The sequence below is a fragment of the Corynebacterium propinquum DSM 44285 genome (assembly GCF_000375525.1).
GTDB lineage: Bacteria > Actinomycetota > Actinomycetes > Mycobacteriales > Mycobacteriaceae > Corynebacterium > Corynebacterium propinquum.
Window position 1 is genome coordinate 72,710 of record NZ_AQXC01000008.1, and the last position, 22,829, is coordinate 95,538.

Below are 22,829 nucleotides of genomic sequence, written 5' to 3' on the forward strand. Positions count from 1 at the left end.
GAAAGGATACGTGGATGAGAGCGGAGCTTTACGACGAACCGGCAGCCGGTGCGTCGGTGCGAACAGCCGAGCACACCAGCCAGCAACCGTCGGCAAGCGCCACCGCATCGGCAAACACCGGATTTGAAGAACTCGCACTGCCATTATTGGATCAGCTGTATGGCGGGGCGCTGAAAATGACGCGCAACCCGCAAGACGCGGAGGATCTGGTGCAAGAAACCTACCTCAAAGGTTTCCAGAACTTTGCAAAGTTCACCCCAGGCACCAACCTGAAGGCCTGGTTATACCGGATCATGACCAATACTTATATCAACAGCTACCGCAAAAAGCAGCGCCAGCCGCAACAAACCAGCGCCGATGAACTCACTGATGGGCAGCTCTACACCAGCTCCGAGCACGATTCTGCCGGGTTGGTCTCTGCGGAGGTCGAAGCACTCGCTGCGATGCCCGATGCCACGATTGCCGCGGCGCTTAATGATCTGTCCGAAGATTACCGGCGCGTGGTGTACTACTCCGATGTGGTGGGCCTGGCGTACAAAGAAATCGCCGAGGTACTGGATATTCCGCTAGGAACGGTGATGAGCCGGCTCAATCGTGGAAGAAAAAAGCTGCGCGAAGCGTTAAAGGAAGTGGCCGCCGATCATGGCATTGCCGCGGCACAGGCAGCAGTGCAAGAATCGGCTGACAAAGCAGCGAACAGCAAAGAAGGTGAGCGCTGATGCAACGATGGAATGCGCATGAGAGTGCGGACAATCACGATGCAGACAGCTATGGTGGAGAAACGTACGCGCCCTGCGGGTGCAGCCCCCAGCGAGTTAATTACCTCGTGGGGTTGCTCATCGACGGCGCGGAAAATGGTGCGCTGAACTCCGCAGAGCTGCAGGACGCTCGGGCGGAACTTGCCTCGTGCGAGCTGTGTTATAAGCGGCTGGAACAAGAAGAACGGTTCCGTGCGTTGCTCAATCGCTGTTGTTCCGCGGTCGATGAAGGCTCCGACGATACCGCGCCGCGGAGCCTCCGGGAGCGGATTATCGTCTCAATTCGCACGGAGCAAACGACGGTGCGCACCAGCCGACGCAGGTATTAGGGGATTAGGGTATTAGCGGCCCGGAATTTTCGGCAGCCAAGCAGTAAAAGAAGGCATCACCCGCGAGGTGCAGGGTGATGCCTTCTTCTTTTGTCTCAGCGCTCCAGCGGCTCTAAGCCCAGTACAACACTAGGGCCCAGTACAACACTCAGGCCGATACCGGATACGGGCAGCTAGAGCGCTCGGCTGTTAGCCAGCGCCTGGACGCTTACCGCGGTTAGCGCCTTTCTTGCGACGGTCTTTACGCTTACGACCACGCTTGCTCATTGTGATCACTCCTTATTCAATAGGAACGGGCTGCCCACACTATACTAGCCAATCCTGCACATAGGGTAGACCAGTAGGTAGTTGCTTTGCCTAAGGATCCTAGGCCGTGGACTTTAGGCGGCGGTGGACCTTACGCCGTGGAATTTCAGCTATGGACCTTAGGCGCTGACGCGGGCGCGGCGTCCCCGATTGCGCTTGCGCTTGAGTGCGCGGCGTTCTTCTTCGGACATGCCGCCCCAGACGCCGGCGTCCTGACCAGTTTCCAGGGCCCACTGCAGGCAATCATTGGTGACAGGGCAGCGGTTGCACACCAGCTTTGCCTTCGCCACCTGGGTCAGCGCTGGGCCGGAGTTGCCAACTGGGAAAAACAGTTCTGGATCTTCGTTGCGGCAGATTGCTTCGTGGCGCCAATCAGACATTCTGTGTACTCCTTGTGGTTGCAGTCGGGGGAATGAATGGGAATCCATGAGAATTCTCAGTGAGGAAGACCTGTTGAGGAAAACCTGTTTCAGGAAAACCTCTGCGGTGCTACCGGCTGGGATCGCACTCCGGTTGGTGCCGGGCGTGTTCATGCGCCCGGAAGCTGCGCTTTGTGCGCAACTAACTGTTGCGATGCGCTGGGCATCGTCCGGGGTTGTGCCGGGTTAGCGGCCTGGGTTGTCGCTATGAACGAATAATGACATGAATAAAAGATGAATGCTAGGGGTCGGGAGTAAATAGTGAGTTAAATCATGTATTAGTAATGAATGTTTAACCACAAAATGATGGTGTAAATCGCTAATATTCAGCCTTCTCACAGCTTTCTTGCCGACGGTGAACTGCGCAGATGCGATAATCGTGAAAAGAGTTGCCAATAATGTTTCGTCAAATCATAGTGTCGCTCGCGTAGCGAAACTGTAGAATACGGGGCGTGAAATCATCGTCGGAAAAGCCAGAAGCACCACTGCAGCCACCTGCAACCATGAAGTTTGCGTCGTTGATTGCGGTGGTGCAGTCCGCGATCGCGCTGATTTTTGCTGCCGTGTTGATCTGGCGCAGAATCATTAACGCGGAAAACGACAGCGTAGTATCCGATGCTGCCTCCGCGAATTGGATCGGGGCGGGCACCGCTGGATTCATCTTCATTATTTTCGGCACCATCGTCGCCGCAGCGGTCTCACAATATCGGGGTAAACGCTGGGGACGTGGGCCCATCGTCTTATTGCAGGTAATACTCGCGGCATCGTCGTTTCAGATGATGTCCGGTGGAGCCGTGTTTTTCGGCATCTTCATTCTCGCCTCGGCACTGATCGCATTGATGATGATCTTCCACCCACAATCGAATTCGTGGATGGAGCTGCATCACCACTCCCGTGGCTAACCGTGCAGGTGGCCTGCGTTATTTCAGAACCACGAGCTCGATGCCACGCTTTTCGACGAGATGCTCACCCGCCACTGCGAGTGATACCGGCCCGTCATAATCCCCGCGATCCAGCGGGATGGTGCGCTCAATCTCGCCGGTATTCCAATTGACCACGCTAATGCCGAACTCCGTAGGGACCAACGCTTTGCCGTCTACGGCAACTCCGGTCCCCAGAGCTGGGTCAATGATGTGCTCGACCGCCAGTTCATTTGGCGTAAAGAAGTAGAGGCGGTGCCCGTCGAACCAGGTCATGTGGTGTGGAAGATCAGCGGTTGCTGCGGCAGAAAAAGCCTGTATCGGGGCAGCCGGTTTGACGTGACGCTGGCTGGTGCGTGTGCCGTCGCTGTGAAAAGACATCAGTTCTGGTTTTTCACCAGGTATATAGACCGCCGCAGCTTCCTGGCCCACCGCTACCACATGTGCATTGGGATGTTCCAGCCCGATGCTGGAATCGATTTCTGGCACGCGCGAGTCTTCCGGGGTTGCTTGCTGCAGGCGCAACACGCTGTGATCGGTATCGTCCGGGCAATGCTCGACGACTGCCAGTAATTCTGTGCGGGTCAACGCCGAATGAATAGTACACTGCGCATACGGTTGGCTGCCCGGTTCCTGCGGAGCCTCGACTGCGCCGTATTCCACCGTGCGCACCAGATCCGAACGCCATAATTCGACGCGCTCTGGCGAAACCGTGCCCACGCGGTCATTGGAACGAATCGTGGCAACCTCGTCCGGTGCCACTGCAGATCGGGTCGCATCGTAGTTGCCCGTCGCAGCATCGAGCGCGACGACATCGCCGCAGCCTGCAGCGTTGCGATACGTCAGCACTACAGAATCCCACGCAGCGGCGATGCTGCACAACGGATACTCGCGGGAATACTCCCAGTACGGGTCGGGTGCTGAACTAGGCTGCTCATGATCGTCGGCAAGAGTTTCTGGTGCGTATGCACGGACAATGTGGCGTCCGTCCTGCTCCTCGTAGGTAATGACCAACCCTGCGGCGACTACCGGTGCTGCCGCCGCAGCGACCGCAGGTTCCAGAGCATCGCCCGGTAGCGCTGCAGAATGCAGGCGTGCAACCTCGGTAAATTCTTCCGGGATGGTCTCACGCGGTGCCGGTGGCTCATAGGCGTGTTCAGCAACAATCGCCTCACTATTGCGGATTGATGCGCCCGCATACACAATCAGCACCGCGGCAACCGAAATGATGCTCAGTGCTGCGATGACCACCACATCAGTGCGTGTACGCCGCAGCAGGCGTGTCGACTGCAGCGCCATCAACGGCGTGACCTTTGTCGCGGCTTACGGAGCTGGGCCTGGTCGCGGTGTCTTTTCGGATCAACCCCAATGACTGTCGTGGGGGCGCCGACTTTATTGCTGATGCCTGCGGGCAGGTCGAAGGCGTCGGCAAGTTCTGGCGAAGTAGAAAACCACTCAGGAGGCTGCGGCTGGCCCAAGGCAAGCTCATCGTTAATCACGCGCCATTTCCCGATTTCTTCCAGCCCGACCAGCGACACTGCGGTACCGGTTTTGCCCGCGCGCCCAGTCCGGCCGATGCGGTGGACGAAGGTCATGGCGTCGTCGGGAAGGTGATAGTTGATGACATGGGTAATCGAATCGATATCGATACCGCGTGCGGCAACATCAGTGGCAATGAGCACGTCGACAGCACCAGAACGCAAAGCATGCAAGGCCTTTTCCCGTTGCGGCTGGTTAAGGTCACCGTGGACAGCCGCGACACCGAAACCGAGCTCCGCGAGATCCTGGGCTAAAAATGCGGCCGAGCGCTTGGTGCGGGTAAAAACCACTGCTTGTTCGCGGCTCGGGCTTTGCAGGATCCGGGACACCACCGCGAGCTTGTCCAGTTGGTGGGCCTGAAAAACCACCTGCCGGGTGCTGGTATGCGTGGCGGTTGCCGTAGGGTCCTCGGCGTGAATATGGATGGGCTTGTGCTGGAATTTCCGGGTCAGAGCCTTGATTTCGCCGGGCATCGTCGCCGAAAACAACATGGTCTGTAAACGGCGGTTGTGGGGTGCGGACGTCGGGGCGGGCTTAGGTTGGAGAGCCTGGAAAATACGCTCGATATCCGGTAAAAACCCCAGGTCCAGCATCTCGTCGGCCTCGTCAAGCACACAGATAGCCACGTGGTGCAGCACCAGGTTGCCGCGCTGCGCAAGATCTACCAAACGCCCAGGAGTACCGACGACGACATCGACGCCGCGCTCGAGCTGGCTGATCTGATTGTCGATGGAGCTGCCGCCGTAAATCGTGAGTGTGCGCACCGGGGTGTGCCGCGCGGCGCGCGTGAGATCAGAACCGACTTGGATTGCTAATTCACGCGTGGGCACAATCACCAACGCACGCGGTGTGCCGTCGAGTTCGGGAATATCCGCGTCATCGAAGACTCGGTCCAGCAGCGGAACCCCAAATCCAAGAGTTTTTCCCATGCCGGTACGGGCTTGACCGATGAGATCCTTGCCGTCTAATGCCAGCGGCAGGGTAAGTTCTTGGATCGCGAAGGCGTGGTGGATGTTGTCGTCGGCAAGAGCCTCGCAGATTTCCGCAGCCACGCCCAATTGTGCAAACGTGGGCGTCGTTGACTGGGGGGAAGTATTGCGGGAAGACACTCCTTAATACTAACGCGGATGGACGGGCATAGATATACAGCGTGTTGGATCGTGCATGGGTGCGGACTGTGCATGCGCGCGAACTTGACTAGGATATGGCACAGGACAACGCATGCAGTGTGCTGGAAACGTTGGCATTGTGGATTCACTGTGAGGGATGCACTGCAAGCGTTTCGGGCGTATGGATTGCATGCTGATAACAACCGATAGCAATCGAAAGGTGTATAGCAAGCGTATGAATATCAAGATCGGTTTGATTGAATCGCCTCGTGAACTGGTGATTAATTCTGAGCTCTCCCATGAAGAAGCAGTGAAGCTCGTTAAAGACGTATTGGGTAAAGCCGATGATGTCGTCGAATTGGCGGATGCCAAAGGCCGCAAGTACCTGGTGCGCACCAATGCGATTGCGTATGTCGAGGTCGGTAGCGGCGAACAGCCGGTCGTCGGCTTTGGCGGTGCCTAAATAAATACTCTGCTGTAGGAAATACGATGCTGCAGGTGCGGTATTGATTCAGGTGTAGATGAATAAGAAACTCGAGCATTATGTGCGCCGCTATGGCTGGTGGCAGATGGGGATCATAGCCGTGGTGCTGATCATCACGGCCGCGGTGCTTGTCGACGTCTCCCGTGGCGGCGATGACGCTGGTTCGCGGGAGCATGCACGCGGTGCTGCCGGATCCGGCGGTCATGATGGGCACGGCGGACACGAGGAATCAGATGGTGAACTCGGTGCTGGCCCAGATCCCGGCACTGCCTCACGTGCTGAGCTTGGTCTGCGTGAATTGCCGGCCGGTGGTACCTATTCCGCCAACGGCAGCGGCGAATTCCGCCCCGTCGGCACGCCCGGCCAGGAGGTTGGCCACGGTGCAGAAAAGACTATTCGTTACACCGTCGAAGTAGAAGAAGGCCTCGATACCGTGCCCTATGGCGGCGATGATGCGATAGCGCGCATGGTGGATGCGACACTGGCAGATCCACGTGGCTGGACCTATGACCCCGCTTTCAAATTTGTGCACGTGGGACCGGAAGAAGACCCTGACACCCGTATCCTTTTGGCGTCTGTCACCACCACCGCGGACATGTGCGGGGTGGATTTAGAATTAGAAACCTCGTGCCATACCACCATCACGGGTGGTTCGACGGTATTGCTGAACGAATCCCGGTGGGTGCGTGGCGCCGCCCCGTTCCAAGGCGATTTGGGTGCCTACCGACAATATTTGATTAACCACGAAGTCGGCCACGCTATTGGTTACCCTCATCACCAGGCTTGTACCGGGGAGGGCAACCTCGCGCCGGTAATGATGCAACAAACCATCAGCCTGCAAAATTCGGAACTGTTTCAGTTGAACCCGGAAGAAGTCTATCCGGATAATCCGGATACCTGCCGTCCGAATCCGTGGCCGTATCCTCGCCCGCTTCCCGACGGTGCTGCGCTCGATGCCCTGCACGAACCGGAGAAAGAGACCTAACACTACTCATGCCTGTGCCACCCGATCACGTCTGCGAGGCGTTTCAGACCCCAGCAGAAACCCCGATTCCACTCGGCCATGCCTGGGATAACGGAACCAAAATTGGTGACATGGTGCTTTCGCAAGCAGCGCCAACTGCCCTGTGGTCCGCCAAAGTGCGCGCCGGGTTATCGGTGGAGGGGGCGCGTGTTGCCCGCCCCATCTTGTCGACGGACGGACGCTACACAGTTGCCGGATGGAAAGCGAGTGCGTGGAGCCAAGGTGAGCTGCTGCGGCGGGTAGACGAAACCGCTTTATTGGGGCTTCGGCTTGCCACTAGTCTGCGGGAAGTCAGTGCGCCGACGGCTAATCGCGATGATATTTTTGCGCGTGCGGAAGCGGCTGCTTGGCAAGAAACCGGTGAGCCTTACCGGGACTTGTCTGCTGATACCGCCTATTGTGTCGGGCATGCGGATTTGTTGGCGGCAACGATTTACCATTACCTGCTGCCGCCGGTGATTGTGGATCTGGTACCGACGGCCGCACCCCGGCCCGTGGGCTATACGTGTGCATTGGCTATTGTCGATGGCCTGGTTGCCGGCGTGGTCGATGATGCAATTTGTGATCGCTTTGCACACATTCGAGACATGGATCAGTTGCTGCTGCGCGCGGTGGCCTATCGTCGGCACGTTAATAACCTGCATCCCGACGCTAAAGCGAACACACGTTCGCATATTAACCGGGTTGAAGACCTTCTCGTGTCACGGGCGTATGCCATGCTGTAGTGCATGACGAGAATACACCCGAACCCGGACGTCAGGCTGGTCGCGCACACCCAGCAAGCTCAACCACGTGAATGGGGCAGGGACCTGCCCGACAGCGGTCGCTGGAAAGTCACTGGCCCGGCTGGTTCCGGGGTGTCTTCTTTTTTGATAGACACCACCGTCGAGCGCGTCGAGAAGTGTTTAGCGGCGGGGCAGGACCCATCCGGCATCGTCGTGATCGCACCGTCGAAAGAATCCGGGGCGCGGTTGCGGCGGGAATTATCGGAAAGAGTCTCGCATTATTATTCCCAAGGCCCACTGGTGCGTTCCGTCCACTCGGTGGCTTTTGGGCTGTTACGTTTGCTGACAGATTTACCGCTGCGCCTTATCAGCGGTGCAGAACAAGATGCGATGATGCGCGAGATCCTGCGTTTACAGGCAGAAGATTATGCTGCTGCGGGTGCAGAAGTTGTCACTGGCGCGGGGGAGGCTGACGCTGCTGATTCGGCCGGTCCTACTGGTCTGGGCGCTACTGGTTTGGGTACCGCAGGAGGCGCTGCCGAGGCAGGGTCCGTGGACTGGCCCGTCGATGTCCGCCCCGCGTTAACCTACCTTGGTTTTGGGCGGCAATTACGCGATTTTTTATTGCGCGCTGTGGAACGGGGCGTTTCGGCCCAGCAATTAGAAGATCTGGGGCGTCGCTATGATCGGCCGATGTGGACCGCCGCGGCGCAATTCCTCCGGGAATACACGCACATGATGGAGCTGGAAGGCACCTACCGGTTTTCGGCCGCAGAACTCATGGCGGAAGTCTCCCAGAACTTAGATGAGATCCGCGCACTCAGCCCATGGCAAACCGTCATCGTTGACGATGCACAGCTGTTGGATCCCACAGCGGGGCAACTGTTGAGTGCTCTTATCGATGGCGCAGAGCTTGCAGTAGTCGGGGGTAACCGAGACCACGCCATTTTTCATTTCCGTGGCGCCAGCAGTGAGTTCTTCGACGAATTCCCAGCAGATCAGTTGGTAGAGCTACGCGCTATGCACCGCAGCCCCACACGGCGAGCGCTCGTGGCCGAATCGTGGACGGATAACACCACGGCGGTGGTTGATGCGGTGCGGCGCCGCCATCTGGACGACGGCGTGGCCTGGTCTGATATCGCCGTGGTGGTCCGTTCCACCGCGGAAATGGGTGGTATTCGCCGTTCGTTATTGGCAGCGGGGGTGCCGGTATACATCAGCCCCACCGATACCGTGCTGGCAGAACAACCCGTCGTGTCGCACCTCTTGCTGGGGATTCGAGCACTGCATGAAGATCTCAGTCGTGCAGAAATAGAACAGTTGGTACTCGGCCCTGTGGGTGGGGCAGATCCTGTGACCTTACGCCGGTTGATTCGTGGTTTGCGCCGGTTTAACCCTCAACAGCGCGGCGTCGATAGCTTGGTGGACTTGCTGGGCAGTGATGCTGAGTTACCAGATTTTGCGGAGCTATTAACGCAACGCGAGATCGATATTTTGCTGCGCATCCGCAGCGTGATCCAAGCAGGCAGGCAAGCGCTGCGGGGTGGAAGCGTCGAAGATGTGCTTTGGGCAGTCTGGGATGCGACGGAGTTATCAGGCAGGCTGTCAGCGACCGCCTTGCGCGGTGGGGCCGCCGGATCGCAGGCGGATAGGGATTTGGACGCGGTGATGACGTTGTTCGATGCCGCAGGCGATTTTGTTGAGCGGCGCCCGGAGGCCTCGGTAGAGACGTTCGTGCAGCATATTACGGAACAAGAATTGCCCACCGGGGTTCGTGAACGGCGTGGTTCGCGCACGGATTCCGTAGAAATTGTGAGTGCGCACGGCACAATCGGACGGGAATGGGACACCGTGGTGGTCAGCGGCGTGCAAGAAGGCAGCTGGCCTGATCTATCTGAGACCGGTTCCCTTTTCGCCCAAGAAGACCTCGTCGATTTCTTGGATGCGGGCATTGATCCCGACGTCTATGTCTCGCATGCGGCAGACCGGTTGGGTGAAGAGCGCCGTTTGTTCCGTGTTGCCACCAGCCGTGCTCGAAGCCAACAGATTGTGACGGCAGTCTATGCTCCGCATGCCGACGAAATCATTGAACCGTCCCGGTTTTTCCATGCGTGGTGCACAAAGTTTGATCTAGTGCCCGAGCAGATCGTTTCTGCTGCCAGCGCACAGGACGAAGATGCAGCCTTACGCGGTGCCGCACAGGAAGCAGGCGAGGCCTATGATGCAGAATCTGGTGCGGATGCTGATTCCGCGGCAGCGCCGGGATCCGGCTCTGCCGTGAGCGGCGTGACGGTGCCGCGCTTGTTGTCTGTGTCATCGGTAGTTGCCGAATTGCGTCGGGTGGTGTGTGACCCGGAAGCCGGTGAACAAGAAACGCAGCAGGCTGCCCGCCAGCTAGCGCGCTTGGCCGCGGCCGGTGTACCGGGGGCAGATCCGGCACAGTGGTGGGCAGCTACCGAAACGGTGGCCGGGGAGATTCCAAGGCCAGCGAAAACACGGTTATCCCCATCACGAATCCAGGGGTTGCTGGATTGTCCAATGCGGGAAGTCGTCGAAAAGCTTGGCGATTCCACAACGACGGATGCGATGCGGAAAGGAACCATGGCGCATGCGTATTTCGAAGCGGTCGGGCACGGCGTGGATGCTGAATGGGCGCAGCTGAAAACCGAAGAAGCCTATCGCAGCGTCTACCACGGCCCAGCCTGGCAACGGCAGCGGGAGCATGAAAATTTCCGTGAATTACTCACACGCAGCAACGCGTGGATTGCCAGTACCCGTGAGGCCTTGGAATTCGTCGGCAGCGAAGTTGATGTCGTTGTCGAAATTGAGCCGGGGCTGAGTATCGTCGGCAGGATCGACCGGTTGGAACACGATGGTTCCGGCAACTACGTCATTGTGGATTTGAAGACGTCGTCCTCATCGCGGTTACCAAGCCAAGCGGATACCGCGAAGAATCCCCAGCTGAGCGCGTACCAACTTGCTCTGAGCAAAGGAAAGCTAGTCGGCGGTGAGAAAGCAGGTGCTGGGCATGCTGCGAATGGCGCGCACCAGGTACGTGTGATCACCGGCGATGGCATGGAAATTGGTCTGGCGATGCTGTTGTACCCACTGGGGCGAACGAATACAGCAGGAACGAGGGAACAAGCCCGTTTGGATGAGGAACAACTACGCGAATTCCACGCGCAACTACCACCACTCATCAATGAACTATCGGGCCCGACGGTAACTGCCCGGCCGTCCGAGAATTGCACTTATTGTTCGTTGCGTTCGGTGTGCCCGGCGCAAGCAGAAGGGGATGTGATCACCAATGTCTAATGAGCTTCAGCAGAATATAGCTCGATCCGAGCAGAATTCGGGGCGATCCGGTGATATCAGCCCGCAGTTGCTTTCGGAAATTCTGGGGCAACGCTTCGCACCCACGAAGCAGCAAGCAGCGATCATCGGCGCAGAACCTGGACCATTGCTGGTGGTCGCCGGTGCCGGAGCCGGTAAAACTGAAACCATGGCAGCACGTGTGGTCTGGTTGGTTGCCAATGGCTATGCGCTGCCGGAAGAGGTACTCGGCCTGACATTCACCCGAAAAGCATCGCAAGAGCTAGCTAAACGTATCCGCGACCGCCTGCAAGTATTACGTGATTCCCCACGGCTGCCGGAAATCGATCCGGATGGGCGTCTGCGTGCGAACCTGGAAACCATCGCTCCACGGGTGTCCACGTATGACTCCTATGCCGGAGATTTGGTGCGTGAATACGGTTTGTTATTACCTGTGGAACCAACCGCTCGGCTGATTACCCAGGCTCATTTGGTCTCGCTCGCACAATCGGTGGTGCGCAATTACGAGGGCACGCTGGAAACCGAGAAAAAAGAATCCAGCATCGTGGACGAGCTGCTGGAGTTGTATAACCGCATGGCTAATAACTTGAGCTTCGCTGAGGATTTTCGGGAATGCGCACGCGCTTTTGCCGAGGTGGAAAACTTGCCACGCGCGCCAAAACAACGAAAAAACCTCAATAAAGACGTCCAAAACTGGATTGCTCGCCAGCAAGTCCGGGTCGACTTTTTGCCACTAATTCAGCAGCTGGAACACGAACTGGTTGAGCGCAATGCGGTGACGTTTACCCAGCAAATGTCTGCTGCAGCCCGCTTAGCTGAGCAACACCCGGCGGTGGGGGCCTCGCAGCGTCGGCAAACAAAAGTTGTCATGCTGGACGAATACCAAGACACCTCGCATGCACAGCGCGTGTTATTGCGCAATCTGTTTGGCACCACCCCACACGAAGGTTTGACCGTGACTGCCGTGGGCGACCCGATGCAGGCAATTTACGGCTGGCGCGGAGCCACTGCAGAAAATCTGGCAATGTTCACTCACGATTTTCCCGTTGCTGCCGAGTCACCCGAAGTTGCTGAGCCACCCGAAGCTAAATCGCCACAGGAGACTGCTGCCGCTACACGCCCGGCTCCAAGCAAGGAACTGACCACTTCCTGGCGTAATCCGTCGACGGTGCTGGATATCGCCAACACTGTCTCCCATGCCGTACTTGGATCAGGCCCAGAGCGCCCGGTTGCACCGCTAGAACCGCGCGCCGGGGCTGGCGCGGGAGTAGTCCGCTTTGGTTATTGGCCAACCGCAGAAGAAGAAATCGATTGGGTTGCCGGAAACCTGGCGGAGAAATACCGCGAGTATCTGTTGCGACGTGAGCATGATCCGGATGCACGGTTTTCCGCGGCCGTGCTGGTGCGCAAAAACAAACAATCCCGCGTGATCGCAGAAGCCCTAGAACAATGCGGTGTGCCCTATGAAGTGGTTGGTTTGGGTGGCCTGCTCGAGATCCCGGAAGTCGCAGACATGATGGCAGTTGCCACCATGCTGATCCGCCCGGAAGATATGGCAGCTGCGTTGCGTATCGTCGCCGGTCCAGCAGTGGGGCTGGGCATGGTGGATATCAAGGCTTTGGCAGCGCGTGCGAAAAACCTGGCTGGCCGCCTGCGTGAGCACGACGATGCAGGTGAGAATGTAGAAGAGGAACCGCAGCTGCCCGAAGATATTTTGGAAGCTCAGCTTGCTGCGGCATTGGAAGAAGAAGCCGACCATACCGTGGGTATCACGGATGCCATTGCAGATCTCGGGGAGCTGGATCGTTATTCCGAGGATGGTCTGGTGCGCATCACCGAATTGTCATCGAAGCTGCGGTACTTGCGCACTTATTGTTTGGGTAAACCTCTCAGCGATTTATTCGCCGACATCATCGAGACCTTCCACCTGCGAACGGAAGTCTTGACGCAGCGGCGCGATGGGGCAGTGCACTTAGATAAGGCCCTGGATGCCATTGCCGAGTTTGATGGAGAGCCGTTGGAAGCGTGGCTGGATTATGCTGAGCTGGCCCGGGAACACGAAGATTCGTTAGCGCCAGGTGAGACGCCGAAGTCGACGAACCGCGTGCAGATCATGACTGCGCACAAAGCGAAGGGGCTGGAATTCTCCTCGGTCTATGTCTGCCACGCTGATACTTCCACCTACAAGGCACAGACCCGGACTTTCTTGACCGATGCCGCGCATACCCCGCATCATGATTGGCCACGGTTGCATGAAGCAGAAGACCGCAAAGAATTCGAAAATAATTGCAAAGAATTCATTGCTGAACAAAAGGCCGTGGATGCGGAAGAAAATGCCCGGTTGTTCTACGTTGCATTGACACGTGCCGAAGATGAGCTGGTTATTACGGGCTCAGAAAAAGATCCCTATGAGCACTTTGCGGAAATGCACCGTTATGCCAGCAAGCGAGCTGCCGAGCTTGCAGAACAAACGGCGGCTGCTCCACACGGTGCTGGTACAAACCATGCTGTTTCCGAACCACCCATACAAATCGTCAATTGGAAACTCGCCACCGACGAACCGGACGAGCCAAACGAATCGGATGTGCCAAGTGATCAACGCTTGTCAGCCAATCAAGACTCGTTAGGCGGGGCTGAAGACAGCAGCATAGAAGACTCCAGTGCAGAAGACGACAGCAGCGAAGACGACACCACAGCACAATTCCCATCGGTGCGCCCACGTGATGAAGTTCGTCGTGGGGCACAGCTGGTGCAGCAAGCGATGGAAGCATTAGGCACGGAAGAAGAGATCCCGGCGCTCGGTGGTGAATTATTTTCGCTGTGGGAACGCGAAACCACTGCACTGATCGAAGAGCACCAGGCTTTGGCAGCTCCTGTGGTCGATGTGGAAATCCCTGGCGAGCTTACCGCTTCGGAATTAGTCGCACTGCGCGATAATCCAACCCAATTTGCACGCAGGCAGCGTCGCCCAGTGCCGTTTAAACCTAATGCCTATGCCAAACGTGGTACTGCTTTCCACCAATGGATCGAAGACCGATACGGCGCCAACGCGATCTTGGATGAAACTGAGCTTCCAGGAAACGAGGAAACCGTCGAAGCGGATTTCGAAAAACTGAAAGAAGCATTCCTCGCTAGTGCGTGGGCAGATAAAACGCCGACGAATGTTGAGCAAGGCTTCGAATTCAGCCTGGGTACGTCTGTGGTGCGCGGACGCATGGACGCTGTTTTCGACATGGGGAAGTATTGGATGGTCGTCGACTGGAAAACCGGCAGGCCACCGCAGGGAGAACAGATGCGTTCGGCAGTTATCCAGTTATCGGTCTATCGTGAAGCATGGCAGCGCATCAGCGGTACTGATAAACCAGTGCGTGCAGCGTTCCACTACATTATGGATAATTACACCTTCGAACCGAAACAACTACCGGACGCCGACGAGCTCGCGACCATGCTCGAACGCGAAAATAGACCAGACGGCACTGGTCATAGCGATTCCAAAGGAAACTAGAGAACACAACAATGCGTGGAAAAATCAGAGCGAAGCTCCAGCGGTTTGAGCTGACTTCGTTGCCGAACTACGCCTTAGAGGATGTCATTCACATCCCCGAAGGCATGCGGACGCACCCGTTTTTCCTGATCCTGCGCCGATTCATGCTGGCAGCAGCTATCGTTTTTGCCATCGCCGCTGTCGTCTATATCGGGCAAGACGGTTACAACGAGAAGCTCAATCTCATCGACGCGTTGTATTATTCGACTATTTCGCTGACCACCACAGGGTATGGCGATATTGTTCCGGTGAGCACCGGGGCGCGGTTGACCAATATCATCCTGGTTACCCCAGCCCGGCTCGCCTTCCTGATTCTGCTCGTGGGCACGACGTTGTCGGTGCTGACGGAGCGCTCACGCAAAACCTTCCAGATTCAACAATGGAGAAAGCACGTGCACGACCACACAATCATCATTGGCTTTGGCACGAAGGGACAATCCGCGATGCAAACTTTGCTGGATGATGGCACGCGGGCTCGCGATATCGTCGTCGTGGACCCGGATCGTTCCTGTTTGCGTGTTGCGGAGGCACAAGAAGTAGTGACCGTGCAAGGTTCTGGCACGAAATCTGATGTGTTGAAAATCGCCGGTATCGAGCGTGCAAAAACCGTTGTTGTGGCCACCAACAGCGATGACACCAACGTGTTGGCGACATTGTCGGCGCGTGAAATGAATAAGAGAGCAAAAATCTCGGCAGCTGTCCGCGAGATCGAAAACCGGCATTTATTGTTGCAATCCGGGGCGAATTCCACGGTGGTCTCCTCCGAAACTGCCGGGCGTTTGCTGGGCTTGTCGACGAGCACACCGTCGGTGGTCAAGATCATGGATGATTTACTCTCGCCGTCGGCAGGGTTTTCTATCGCCGAGCGCCCCGTTGCCAAGTACGAGATCGGGGCGAACCCACGACACTTGTCCGACATTGTGCTTAGCGTGATCCGCAACGACCGCATCTACCGCGTCGATATGGATGAAACCCTGGAGCTGCATAGTCAAGACCGGCTGCTGTATATCCGCAAAAGCGATGAAGCCGAGCGCAAAAAGCAGAATGAAAAACATGAGCTGGGGCGCGCTGGCGCCAAGGCGAAACCGGCCAAAGAAAAGCCATCCAGAGAAACCAAGATCAGAGAATCGATCGATGGTACTTGGGATTGCCACGGCCGCCACATCGATGAACAACGCGAGATGAAAGAACAACAATCCGGCGAGAACGCGTAAAGGAAAACCCATGGTGAACCTGGAAGTGCTTGACGACGACCAGCGTGCCGCAGCCACAGCTCCACGAGGACCGGTTGCGATCATCGCCGGTGCCGGGACTGGAAAAACCCGCACCATCACCTATCGCATCGCACATCTGATTGACCAGGGATTCGCTACCACCAACAGCGTGTTAGCACTGACCTATACTTCCCGTGCAGCCGGTGAGATGCGGGACCGCCTGGCCAGCATGAATATCGGCGGAGTGCAGGCAATGACTTTCCACGCCGCGGCGCTGCGCCAACTCCGCTATTTTTGGCCGCAAATTGCTGGGGATCTGAAGTGGAAAATTCTCGACAGTGCATTTCCGGTGGTAGCCCGCGCCGCCCGCTCTGTGACGAATACCCCGAGCAAAGACACTATTCGCGATTTGCTCAATGAGATCGAATGGGCAAAATCAAGCTTGCTCGGCGCCGACGGCTATGCCGCATACGTCGATAGCATTTCCCGTACTCCACCCCTGCCAGCGGAACAAGTCGCGGAAGTTTATCGTCGCTATGAGCAGCTGAAAACCAGCGACGAAGGCATGCACCTGGATTTTTCCGACCTCTTGTTGCATGTCGCTGGTGCCATGGAAAACGCTCCGGCGGTGGCAGAGGAATTTCGGGAACGCTACCGCACATTCGTCGTTGACGAGTACCAGGACGTCACGCCCCTGCAGCAGCGTGTGTTGGAAGGCTGGCTGGGAGACCGTGATGACCTCACCGTTGTCGGTGATGCAAACCAGACGATTTATTCGTTCACCGGAGCAACCCCGCAGTATTTGCTGGACTTCCCGCGTCATTTCGACAACGCGCACGTCGTCAAGCTGCAGCGCGACTACCGCTCGACCCCACAGGTTACGGGTCTGGCGAACCAGGTCATCGGTGCCGCGCAAGGTCGCATCGCGGGTACGCGCTTGGAACTGCAGGGTATGCGTGAACCGGGGCCGGAGCCGACGTTTCAGGAATATGAATCCGACCCGGTGGAAGCCCGTGAGATCGCTGGGCACATCCTCACTTTGATGGAACAAGGCGTTCCGGCCAAAGAAATTGCCGTGCTCTACCGCATTAATGCGCAATCCGCAGTGCTGGAACAAGCGCTTGCCGACGCCGGTATCGCCTACCAGGTTCGCGGCGGCGCCAGCTTTTTCGATAACCGAGTCATCCTGGATGCCATACAGCAGTTGATTCGGGCGAACCTGAAACCTAATTTGCCGCCGGATCCAGTCGCGATTACCCGCGCTGCCTTGGCCCCGCTGGGCTATTCTGCCCAAGAACCCGATGGCGCCCAGGAACGAGAGCGCTGGCAACTGTTGCGGGCATTGGTGGATCTTGTCGAAGAGATTGTGCAGATGCGCGATACCGATTCTTTGGAAGTCGTCCTGGGGGAGCTGCGGCGCCGTGCTGCGGATAAACAGCCGCCGACCGTCGATAGCGTGACGTTGGTGACCTTGCACGCTGCCAAGGGTCTGGAATGGGACGCGGTCTTTTTGGCGGGCCTGACTGAAGGATTGTTGCCTTTTCGTTACGCGATTGACGCCGGTGACGAGCAGATCGAAGAAGAACGGCGCCTGTTTTATGTCGGCATCACGCGTGCCCGGAAGCACCTGGCGTTGTCGTGGGCACCGGCCCGGCAAGAAGGTGGGCGGGCTAGCCGTAAGCGCACGAGGTTTCTTGACGGGCTCGTCGCGGCATCCCAGGCTGAAGAACCATCTGCGGCGCGAGTGCGGAAGACGAAAAAATGCCGGGTGTGTAAACAACCGCTGACTACCCCCGGCGAGAAAGTCGTCGGCAGGCACACTGAGTGTGAATCTCCCGGAAATGAGGAATTATTCGTGCAACTACGCGGCTGGCGGGCACGAGTAGCCAAAGAGGAACAGGTTCCTGCGTACATCATTTTTTCCGATGCCACCCTGCAAGCCGTCAGCGAAGCACTACCGACGACGGTGGATGAACTCTACGCCATCAGTGGAATAGGTCGGAAGAAAGCCCAGCTGTTTGGCCAGGATTTATTGGATATCGTCCGCCAGTATGCATAAAGCACTCCGGGCACCGCGGGTGGTTATCGATGATGCGCTGCTGTGGGCGGGCATAAGGATCTAATTCGTAGAGCTGGCCCGGGTGCAGCCGGTGCGGTAGGGCACCAGGCGGCGGGCTCAGCCCGTAGAGCGTTTCCAATACCACGATGACCTGCGCGATGGCGAGATGCGCCGCTGCGGTAGGGAAGTGGTGTCCTGCCTGTGAGGGTTGTGTGGTGCCTTGGCGTAAGCCTTGTGCCGCGGCATGCCACGTGGGATCCCGGTCCGTGCGATGCAATTCCATGCACAGCGGGCACGGACCCACACCGTCGACATGAATGGGGCCGACCACGCTGGTGGCATCGATGAGTGATACGGGAATCCAGGTGCGAGCTAGCGATAACAACATCGGCGAAAGGCCCGTGGTATCTGCGAGCTTATCCACGATGACCAACGGGATATTGTTGTCTTTCGCATTTTGCATGCTGAGGTAGGTTTCTTCTGGTTCGCCCGGAAGCGGAGATCGGACCAGAAAATTGGCCTCGGCCAGGCTATTGCGCACCATTGTTGCCAGCGGGCTGGTTCCGAATACTATGACGGGCTTGGGCGCTGCCGATCGGATAATGCCGTAGGCCAGCAAGTCATCAAATAAGCTATGTGCTGCGGATTGGCTAAGGTCCGCGTAGCGGGACGCCATGGAAAAATCCTCGCGGCTAAAAACGCGAGGAAGTTGGTGCAGGCCCGCTGCGAATGCATCGGGCCGTGCGGTTTCGATGATGCCTACACGGGTGGAATCAACACCGAATTGCAGGCAGTGTTCGTCTCGTTGGACAACGCGCACACCAGGTGCGAAATAAAACCGGTGTTGCTCGCCTCCCATACAAATCCCCCCCCCCGAGAGTTTGTGCGGCGTAATTTAGACCATATTCAGATTAACGCGAGCTGCTAACGCTCGTCATCAGAATCACCTGAGTCGTGCGAATCGGCGTCGGTACCAGTGTTCTCACTGCCGCCTTCACCACCGGCCTCACCGTTGCCCTCACTGCGCAGCATTTCTTCCAGTTTGGCGAACTCCGCCTCAAATTCCTGGTCACCGCTTTCATCCAGCAAACCATCGATAAAGGCAGCTGGGTTATCCAGGTGCTCAGGTTGCGGCAAAAAGTCCGGGTGCTCCCATACTGAATCACGCCGATCCACGCCGACCGCAACGGTAGAGCGGCGCCACAACTCGGCAGCGTCACTCACCCGTGGTGCGCTGAGCTCAATGCCGACGACCTTTTCGAAGGCTTGTTCCGCAGAACCACCGGAGGCCCGACGACGTCGCCACGCTTCTGCCATGGCCTGGGTGGATGGAATGCGATCCTGCAAGGCTTCACCAACGACGAATTCCACCCAGCCTTCGATCAACGCCAGCAAGGTTTCTAAGCGAGCCACCGCAGCGGTATTCCGCGAGGTAATCCGTGGCGAGAGATCCATACCCTGCAAATTCTGCATGGCATCCTGAATTGATTGGGGATCCCCAGATTCAAGGTTGAGGTCGCGAGCGGCTTCTTCAATATGACTGGTGCCAATGACCAAACCGACCGCATATTCTTCTACCGATGAGACCAAACGCTCACTCAACCACGGCACGTGCTTAAACAGGCGTTGGCGCGCGACTTCCCGGGCAGCGATATAGACCAGTACCTCTTGGCCTTTCACGTTGAGATCGCGGGCGATGGACTGGATATTGTGCGGCAGCACGGCCGTGGTGCCGCTGGGGGCCACCGGCAAGCCGAAGTCCGAACCAGTCAGAGCCTGTTTTGCCAGGTCACCTAATGCGTGGCCCAATTGCATGCCAAAGTTCATGCCAGAAAGTTGGCTCATCATATTCGACATTGGGCCCATCATCTGCCGGGCTTCTTCCGGCATGGATTCCAGTTGGGCTTCGTTCATGTGTTTCGCTACGGGATCAACAAAGCGCTTCCACATCGGAATCGTCTGCTGCAGCCAATCCTCTGCGTTCCAGGCAGCGATGCGGTTGTTGGCCGTCGGCAAGTCAGTGGCGTCGTCTAACCAGAGTTCTGCCAGCCGGGCTGCTTCTTCCACCGCGGTGGTGTCTTGGGTGGAAATCTTCGATGCAGATTTGATCTGCTGGCCGGCAATACGCTTGGCCATGTCGTAATTAACGGGGGAGTCGTCGTTGCTGTTATTCATCGACGAACCCATGCCAGACAGCATCTGGCCGAATTGGTTCAGCATATCGCCGAGGCCGCCGGGACCACCGCCACGGCCGTTGGGGTTCCGGTCATCGTCGTCATCACCGTTGCCACTAGTGGGAAAGGAAAATCCGAATCCGTTAGTCATGTCTCCAACCTACAGAACATGGTGGCGCGTGTGCTTGCGTCAGGCGCGGAAAAGCACAACGCTGTGAGCGAACAGGGTAGTCTTTGAGGGGTGAATGACGCTGTAGATTCCCGCACGGAGAACACTCCCCGAACGGGCAACGCCGGCAAGAAGAAAACACCGCGCGTAAGCCAGGTCGCGCTTGGTGCCATCCCCGTCGTGATTGTGGGCGGATTGGTCAGCATGGATCATATTCCCGGTACCAATGTCTCTCTGGCCGTGCCGTATGCCGCTGAGGGCAAGGGGCCGACGTTTAATACCTTGAGCGATGTCAGTGGCACACCTGTTGTCGACGTCGACGCCGGCGAGCAGTATGAGGTGGATGAAAACCCCGCCGGAAACCTCAATATGACGACTGTCTCTGTGCGCACAAACATGACGGTGGTGCAGGCGTTCGGGCGTTGGATCGGCTCGGATGACACTATTGTTCCGATTGAAAAGATTTATCCGCCGGGTACGGATCGTGAGCAATTCCAGGAACAAAACCAAGCAGCGTTTACGGCATCGGAGGACGCTGCGACCGTGGCCGCGATGAATTACCTGGATATTCCGACACGTACTGCGATTGCCCAGGTGCTCGATATTTCTGCTGGCAGCGAGCAGCTTGCCGACGGCGATGTGCTCGTGAAAGTCGATGGCCGTGACGTGACTGCACCCGAGGATGTGCAAAGCGCGGTGCGTTCGCATCAGCCGGGTGAGACGATCCGTCTGGAGTTCGAGCGCGACGGCGAGAAGCACGATGAAGATATCGAATTGCTGGAAAACCCTCATGCAGCAGGCGAAGCACTGTTGGGGATTACTATGACTTCAGTGCCGGATGCGGAAATCGATGTGACGTATAACCTGCAGGATGTTGGTGGGCCGTCGGCGGGCATGATTTTTTCCTTAGCTGTCATCGATAAACTCAGCGAAGGCGATCTCACCGGCGGAAAGTTTGTCGCGGGCACGGGAACTATTGCCGCGAACGCGCAGGTGGGGCCCATTGGCGGAATCGCCCACAAGGTGGCGAAATCGCATGAAGTTGGTGCGGAACTGTTTTTGGCGCCCGCGGAAAATTGTGCGGAAGCCACCAGTGTGGACCATGGCGATATGGTCATCGCGAAGGTCAATACCCTGGACGACGCCATCGCTGCGATGGAGGCTTTTGCCCAGGGCAAGGATGTCGAAACCTGTGCGGTTGAGCTCTAGTTAGCTCATGTCGAGCTGTGGCTAACTCACCAGGCCTAGCTCTTTAATCTTCTGTTCTGGTTCTTCGGCATCAGCCGAGATCATATGCTGCATGACCAGGCCGGACTCGGTGTTCACCACCGTGATGATCGCGGTGGATCCCAAAGAAGACCAACCCACGACGCGCTCGCCGGAATCGTCCACGACTTGCGAGGTACGTAGTTCGGTTAACGTCTGCAGTGTGGACACTGCCTTGGATTTCGATTCGGTGAATTGGAACTGCCCGACGGATCCGGTGCAGTTGTAATAGCTTTGCATGCCGACGGCTTCGCAGGAGTCGAATTCTTCGAATAGCGAGCGCGGAACCAGGTCACCAAAAATCTCGTAGGCGTTTTCTACTGATTCCGGCAGCTCAGCGGAGTTGTTAGCTTGGGTTGACCGCGCCGACGTCGTAGTCGGGGTTGCCGATTTGTCTGCGGCAACTCCTGCACTGGTTGCGGCTGAACTGGCGTCGCCAGAGGCGCTGGTGGTGGCACTAGTAGAAGAAGCACCGGTGGTTGTGCTGCTTGCCGACGTGCTGCTGCTGGTGGTGGTTTCGCTACTGGAAGCACTGCTGGTCGACGTTGCCGTCGTGGTAGAAGTACCTGGTTGCGCCGATTTATCGGTGCTGCCCTCATCAGAAGCGCACGCTACGAGTACTAGTGGTAGGGCTGCGGTGGCAGCTAGGGTGGCGGCTCGTGTGGTGAACGTGCGAGCAGAAAACATGGCGGACACGAAAACTCCCGGGTTCGGCAAAGTTTCAACCTTTTGTTGAGACTATTGAGACTCTAGAGTACGTCATAGCAGTTCTGGTCGAGCCCATGCCGCAATGCAGCAATAACTCCTGGAGCAATTCCTGGGCCACCGCGCAGCTGGATATCATCTTCGGCGAATGGGCCGGCGTCGGCAAGCTCTTTTTCGGTAGGGCGCAGTTGCAATAAGGTTTGTTCGATACCTTCTGGTTCTGCGGTATGCGCAGTGTCCGAATGAACAGTGCCAGCACTTCCATCATCGGAGTCGTCGGCAAGCAAGTCGTCGACAACTAGAGCAGAATCATTGGTGGCGGCAAAATCGTGCCGAATCACGCCCGAGAACAAACGCGCAGGCCGCGGGGAAGAATCCCGTGAATCTGCGGTGTCTTTGAACTTGATTTCTTGGGCTAAAACCGCACCGACGACATTGTCCGGCCAGATAACCCGCGAGACATAGTCGGCAAGGTGCTCGGAGCCTGGCTCGATATTGCTAGGCAGATCGTCTTGGACAACGAGGGTTAGCGGAGAATCGTCGTCGACATCCACGGCATGCTGGGCCAATAACTGGGTTGGTACCAACGCAAACAGGGTCGGTGGGCAATCCCAGCCCTCGGGGTGAATGAAGTCGACGGCTTCCATCATCGCGCGATTGAGCATTGGCTGGGTTATCTGCTGCTTATTCATCAGAAATCAATCCTTGTGGTTCGATGCGGTTTGATCGGCTGGTTCTTTTGTTTCGGCCTA

The 22,829-nt window shown here is 57.3% G+C and carries 19 protein-coding genes; 11 read left to right on the forward strand and 8 right to left on the reverse strand.

Annotated elements, in window-relative coordinates:
* The first annotated feature begins 14 nt into the window (after positions 1-14).
* Positions 15-719, forward strand: a complete 705-nt coding sequence (locus tag B142_RS12280; RefSeq protein ID WP_018121001.1) for a sigma-70 family RNA polymerase sigma factor — start codon at positions 15-17, stop codon at positions 717-719.
* Positions 719-1,087 carry a hypothetical protein gene (locus B142_RS12285; RefSeq protein WP_018121002.1) on the forward strand — a complete coding sequence of 123 codons (369 nt, stop codon included), beginning with the start codon at positions 719-721 and terminating at the stop codon, positions 1,085-1,087. The genes B142_RS12280 and B142_RS12285 overlap by 1 nt, the downstream gene beginning before the upstream one ends.
* A 189-nt stretch (positions 1,088-1,276) precedes the next feature.
* On the opposite strand, the gene B142_RS14275 is transcribed toward B142_RS12285, so the two are convergent.
* Positions 1,277-1,354, reverse strand: coding sequence for a 50S ribosomal protein bL37 (locus tag B142_RS14275; RefSeq protein ID WP_375544301.1), 78 nt, complete (start codon positions 1,352-1,354; stop codon positions 1,277-1,279).
* A 158-nt stretch (positions 1,355-1,512) separates the two neighbouring features.
* Complete coding sequence (locus B142_RS0107885; RefSeq protein WP_018121003.1) at positions 1,513-1,773, reverse strand: WhiB family transcriptional regulator; 261 nt, start codon at positions 1,771-1,773, stop codon at positions 1,513-1,515.
* 491 nt (positions 1,774-2,264) lie between these two features.
* Between B142_RS0107885 and B142_RS0107890 the strand changes: the two genes are divergently transcribed.
* A complete protein-coding gene (locus B142_RS0107890) occupies positions 2,265-2,714 on the forward strand; it encodes a hypothetical protein (RefSeq protein WP_018121004.1) in 450 nt (149 codons plus the stop codon).
* An 18-nt stretch (positions 2,715-2,732) separates the two neighbouring features.
* Here B142_RS0107890 and B142_RS0107895 read toward each other — a convergent pair whose 3' ends face one another.
* Positions 2,733-4,031: an Rv3212 family protein gene (locus B142_RS0107895; protein ID WP_018121005.1), complete on the reverse strand. Its 1,299-nt coding sequence runs from the start codon at positions 4,029-4,031 to the stop codon at positions 2,733-2,735.
* Complete coding sequence (locus B142_RS0107900; protein WP_018121006.1) at positions 4,031-5,380, reverse strand: DEAD/DEAH box helicase; 1,350 nt, start codon at positions 5,378-5,380, stop codon at positions 4,031-4,033. The genes B142_RS0107895 and B142_RS0107900 overlap by 1 nt, the downstream gene beginning before the upstream one ends.
* Positions 5,381-5,615: 235 nt before the next feature.
* Between B142_RS0107900 and B142_RS0107905 the strand changes: the two genes are divergently transcribed.
* The 7 genes from B142_RS0107905 to B142_RS0107935 are packed head-to-tail and all read left to right on the forward strand — an operon-like array spanning position 5,616 to position 17,763.
* Positions 5,616-5,843: a DUF3107 domain-containing protein gene (locus B142_RS0107905; RefSeq protein ID WP_018121007.1), complete on the forward strand. Its 228-nt coding sequence runs from the start codon at positions 5,616-5,618 to the stop codon at positions 5,841-5,843.
* Positions 5,844-5,901: 58 nt separating this feature from the next.
* Positions 5,902-6,849: a DUF3152 domain-containing protein gene (locus B142_RS0107910; protein WP_018121008.1), complete on the forward strand. Its 948-nt coding sequence runs from the start codon at positions 5,902-5,904 to the stop codon at positions 6,847-6,849.
* Between the two features lie 8 nt (positions 6,850-6,857).
* Positions 6,858-7,613: a hypothetical protein gene (locus B142_RS0107915; protein WP_018121009.1), complete on the forward strand. Its 756-nt coding sequence runs from the start codon at positions 6,858-6,860 to the stop codon at positions 7,611-7,613.
* A gap of 3 nt (positions 7,614-7,616) precedes the next feature.
* Entirely contained in the window at positions 7,617-10,928 is a 3,312-nt protein-coding gene (locus tag B142_RS0107920; protein ID WP_026167960.1) for an ATP-dependent DNA helicase, read from the forward strand.
* Positions 10,921-14,451: an ATP-dependent helicase gene (locus tag B142_RS0107925; protein ID WP_018121011.1), complete on the forward strand. Its 3,531-nt coding sequence runs from the start codon at positions 10,921-10,923 to the stop codon at positions 14,449-14,451. The genes B142_RS0107920 and B142_RS0107925 overlap by 8 nt, the downstream gene beginning before the upstream one ends.
* An 11-nt stretch (positions 14,452-14,462) precedes the next feature.
* Positions 14,463-15,704 carry a potassium channel family protein gene (locus B142_RS12290; protein WP_018121012.1) on the forward strand — a complete coding sequence of 414 codons (1,242 nt, stop codon included), beginning with the start codon at positions 14,463-14,465 and terminating at the stop codon, positions 15,702-15,704.
* A 10-nt stretch (positions 15,705-15,714) separates the two neighbouring features.
* The gene (locus B142_RS0107935; protein ID WP_018121013.1) at positions 15,715-17,763 is read left to right on the forward strand and encodes an ATP-dependent DNA helicase UvrD2; all 2,049 of its coding nucleotides are present in this window, start codon (positions 15,715-15,717) and stop codon (positions 17,761-17,763) included.
* On the opposite strand, the gene B142_RS0107940 is transcribed toward B142_RS0107935, so the two are convergent.
* Both B142_RS0107940 and B142_RS0107945 read right to left on the reverse strand, forming a co-directional pair.
* Entirely contained in the window at positions 17,690-18,622 is a 933-nt protein-coding gene (locus B142_RS0107940; protein WP_018121014.1) for a hypothetical protein, read from the reverse strand. The two genes, B142_RS0107935 and B142_RS0107940, sit on opposite strands and share 74 nt — an antisense overlap.
* A gap of 65 nt (positions 18,623-18,687) precedes the next feature.
* Positions 18,688-20,088 (reverse strand): zinc-dependent metalloprotease, encoded by a 1,401-nt coding sequence (locus B142_RS0107945; RefSeq protein ID WP_018121015.1) that lies wholly within the window; start codon positions 20,086-20,088, stop codon positions 18,688-18,690.
* A gap of 90 nt (positions 20,089-20,178) precedes the next feature.
* On the opposite strand from B142_RS0107945, the gene B142_RS0107950 reads away from it, so the two are divergent.
* Entirely contained in the window at positions 20,179-21,315 is a 1,137-nt protein-coding gene (locus B142_RS0107950) for a YlbL family protein (RefSeq protein ID WP_018121016.1), read from the forward strand.
* A 21-nt stretch (positions 21,316-21,336) separates the two neighbouring features.
* On the opposite strand, the gene B142_RS0107955 is transcribed toward B142_RS0107950, so the two are convergent.
* The gene (locus tag B142_RS0107955) at positions 21,337-22,059 is read right to left on the reverse strand and encodes a hypothetical protein (protein WP_018121017.1); all 723 of its coding nucleotides are present in this window, start codon (positions 22,057-22,059) and stop codon (positions 21,337-21,339) included.
* Positions 22,060-22,121: 62 nt separating this feature from the next.
* Positions 22,122-22,769, reverse strand: a complete 648-nt coding sequence (locus B142_RS0107960) for a PPA1309 family protein (protein WP_018121018.1) — start codon at positions 22,767-22,769, stop codon at positions 22,122-22,124.
* Positions 22,770-22,829 lie beyond the last annotated feature (60 nt).

Excerpts from the sequence above, each read along its gene's own strand:
- B142_RS0107885 (WP_018121003.1), bottom strand. The coding sequence starts at position 1,773 with ATGTCTGATTGGCGCCACGAAGCAATCTGCCGCAACGAAGATCCAGAA.
- B142_RS12280 (WP_018121001.1), top strand. The coding sequence starts at position 15 with ATGAGAGCGGAGCTTTACGACGAACCGGCAGCCGGTGCGTCGGTGCGA.
- B142_RS0107925 (WP_018121011.1), top strand. The coding sequence starts at position 10,921 with ATGTCTAATGAGCTTCAGCAGAATATAGCTCGATCCGAGCAGAATTCG.
- B142_RS0107910 (WP_018121008.1), top strand. The coding sequence starts at position 5,902 with ATGAATAAGAAACTCGAGCATTATGTGCGCCGCTATGGCTGGTGGCAG.
- B142_RS0107955 (WP_018121017.1), bottom strand. The coding sequence starts at position 22,059 with ATGTTTTCTGCTCGCACGTTCACCACACGAGCCGCCACCCTAGCTGCC.
- B142_RS0107915 (WP_018121009.1), top strand. The coding sequence starts at position 6,858 with ATGCCTGTGCCACCCGATCACGTCTGCGAGGCGTTTCAGACCCCAGCA.
- B142_RS0107905 (WP_018121007.1), top strand. The coding sequence starts at position 5,616 with ATGAATATCAAGATCGGTTTGATTGAATCGCCTCGTGAACTGGTGATT.
- B142_RS12290 (WP_018121012.1), top strand. The coding sequence starts at position 14,463 with ATGCGTGGAAAAATCAGAGCGAAGCTCCAGCGGTTTGAGCTGACTTCG.
- B142_RS0107920 (WP_026167960.1), top strand. The coding sequence starts at position 7,617 with ATGACGAGAATACACCCGAACCCGGACGTCAGGCTGGTCGCGCACACC.
- B142_RS0107935 (WP_018121013.1), top strand. The coding sequence starts at position 15,715 with ATGGTGAACCTGGAAGTGCTTGACGACGACCAGCGTGCCGCAGCCACA.
- B142_RS0107895 (WP_018121005.1), bottom strand. The coding sequence starts at position 4,031 with ATGGCGCTGCAGTCGACACGCCTGCTGCGGCGTACACGCACTGATGTG.
- B142_RS14275 (WP_375544301.1), bottom strand. The coding sequence starts at position 1,354 with ATGAGCAAGCGTGGTCGTAAGCGTAAAGACCGTCGCAAGAAAGGCGCT.
- B142_RS0107940 (WP_018121014.1), bottom strand. The coding sequence starts at position 18,622 with ATGGGAGGCGAGCAACACCGGTTTTATTTCGCACCTGGTGTGCGCGTT.
- B142_RS0107945 (WP_018121015.1), bottom strand. The coding sequence starts at position 20,088 with ATGACTAACGGATTCGGATTTTCCTTTCCCACTAGTGGCAACGGTGAT.
- B142_RS12285 (WP_018121002.1), top strand. The coding sequence starts at position 719 with ATGCAACGATGGAATGCGCATGAGAGTGCGGACAATCACGATGCAGAC.
- B142_RS0107960 (WP_018121018.1), bottom strand. The coding sequence starts at position 22,769 with ATGAATAAGCAGCAGATAACCCAGCCAATGCTCAATCGCGCGATGATG.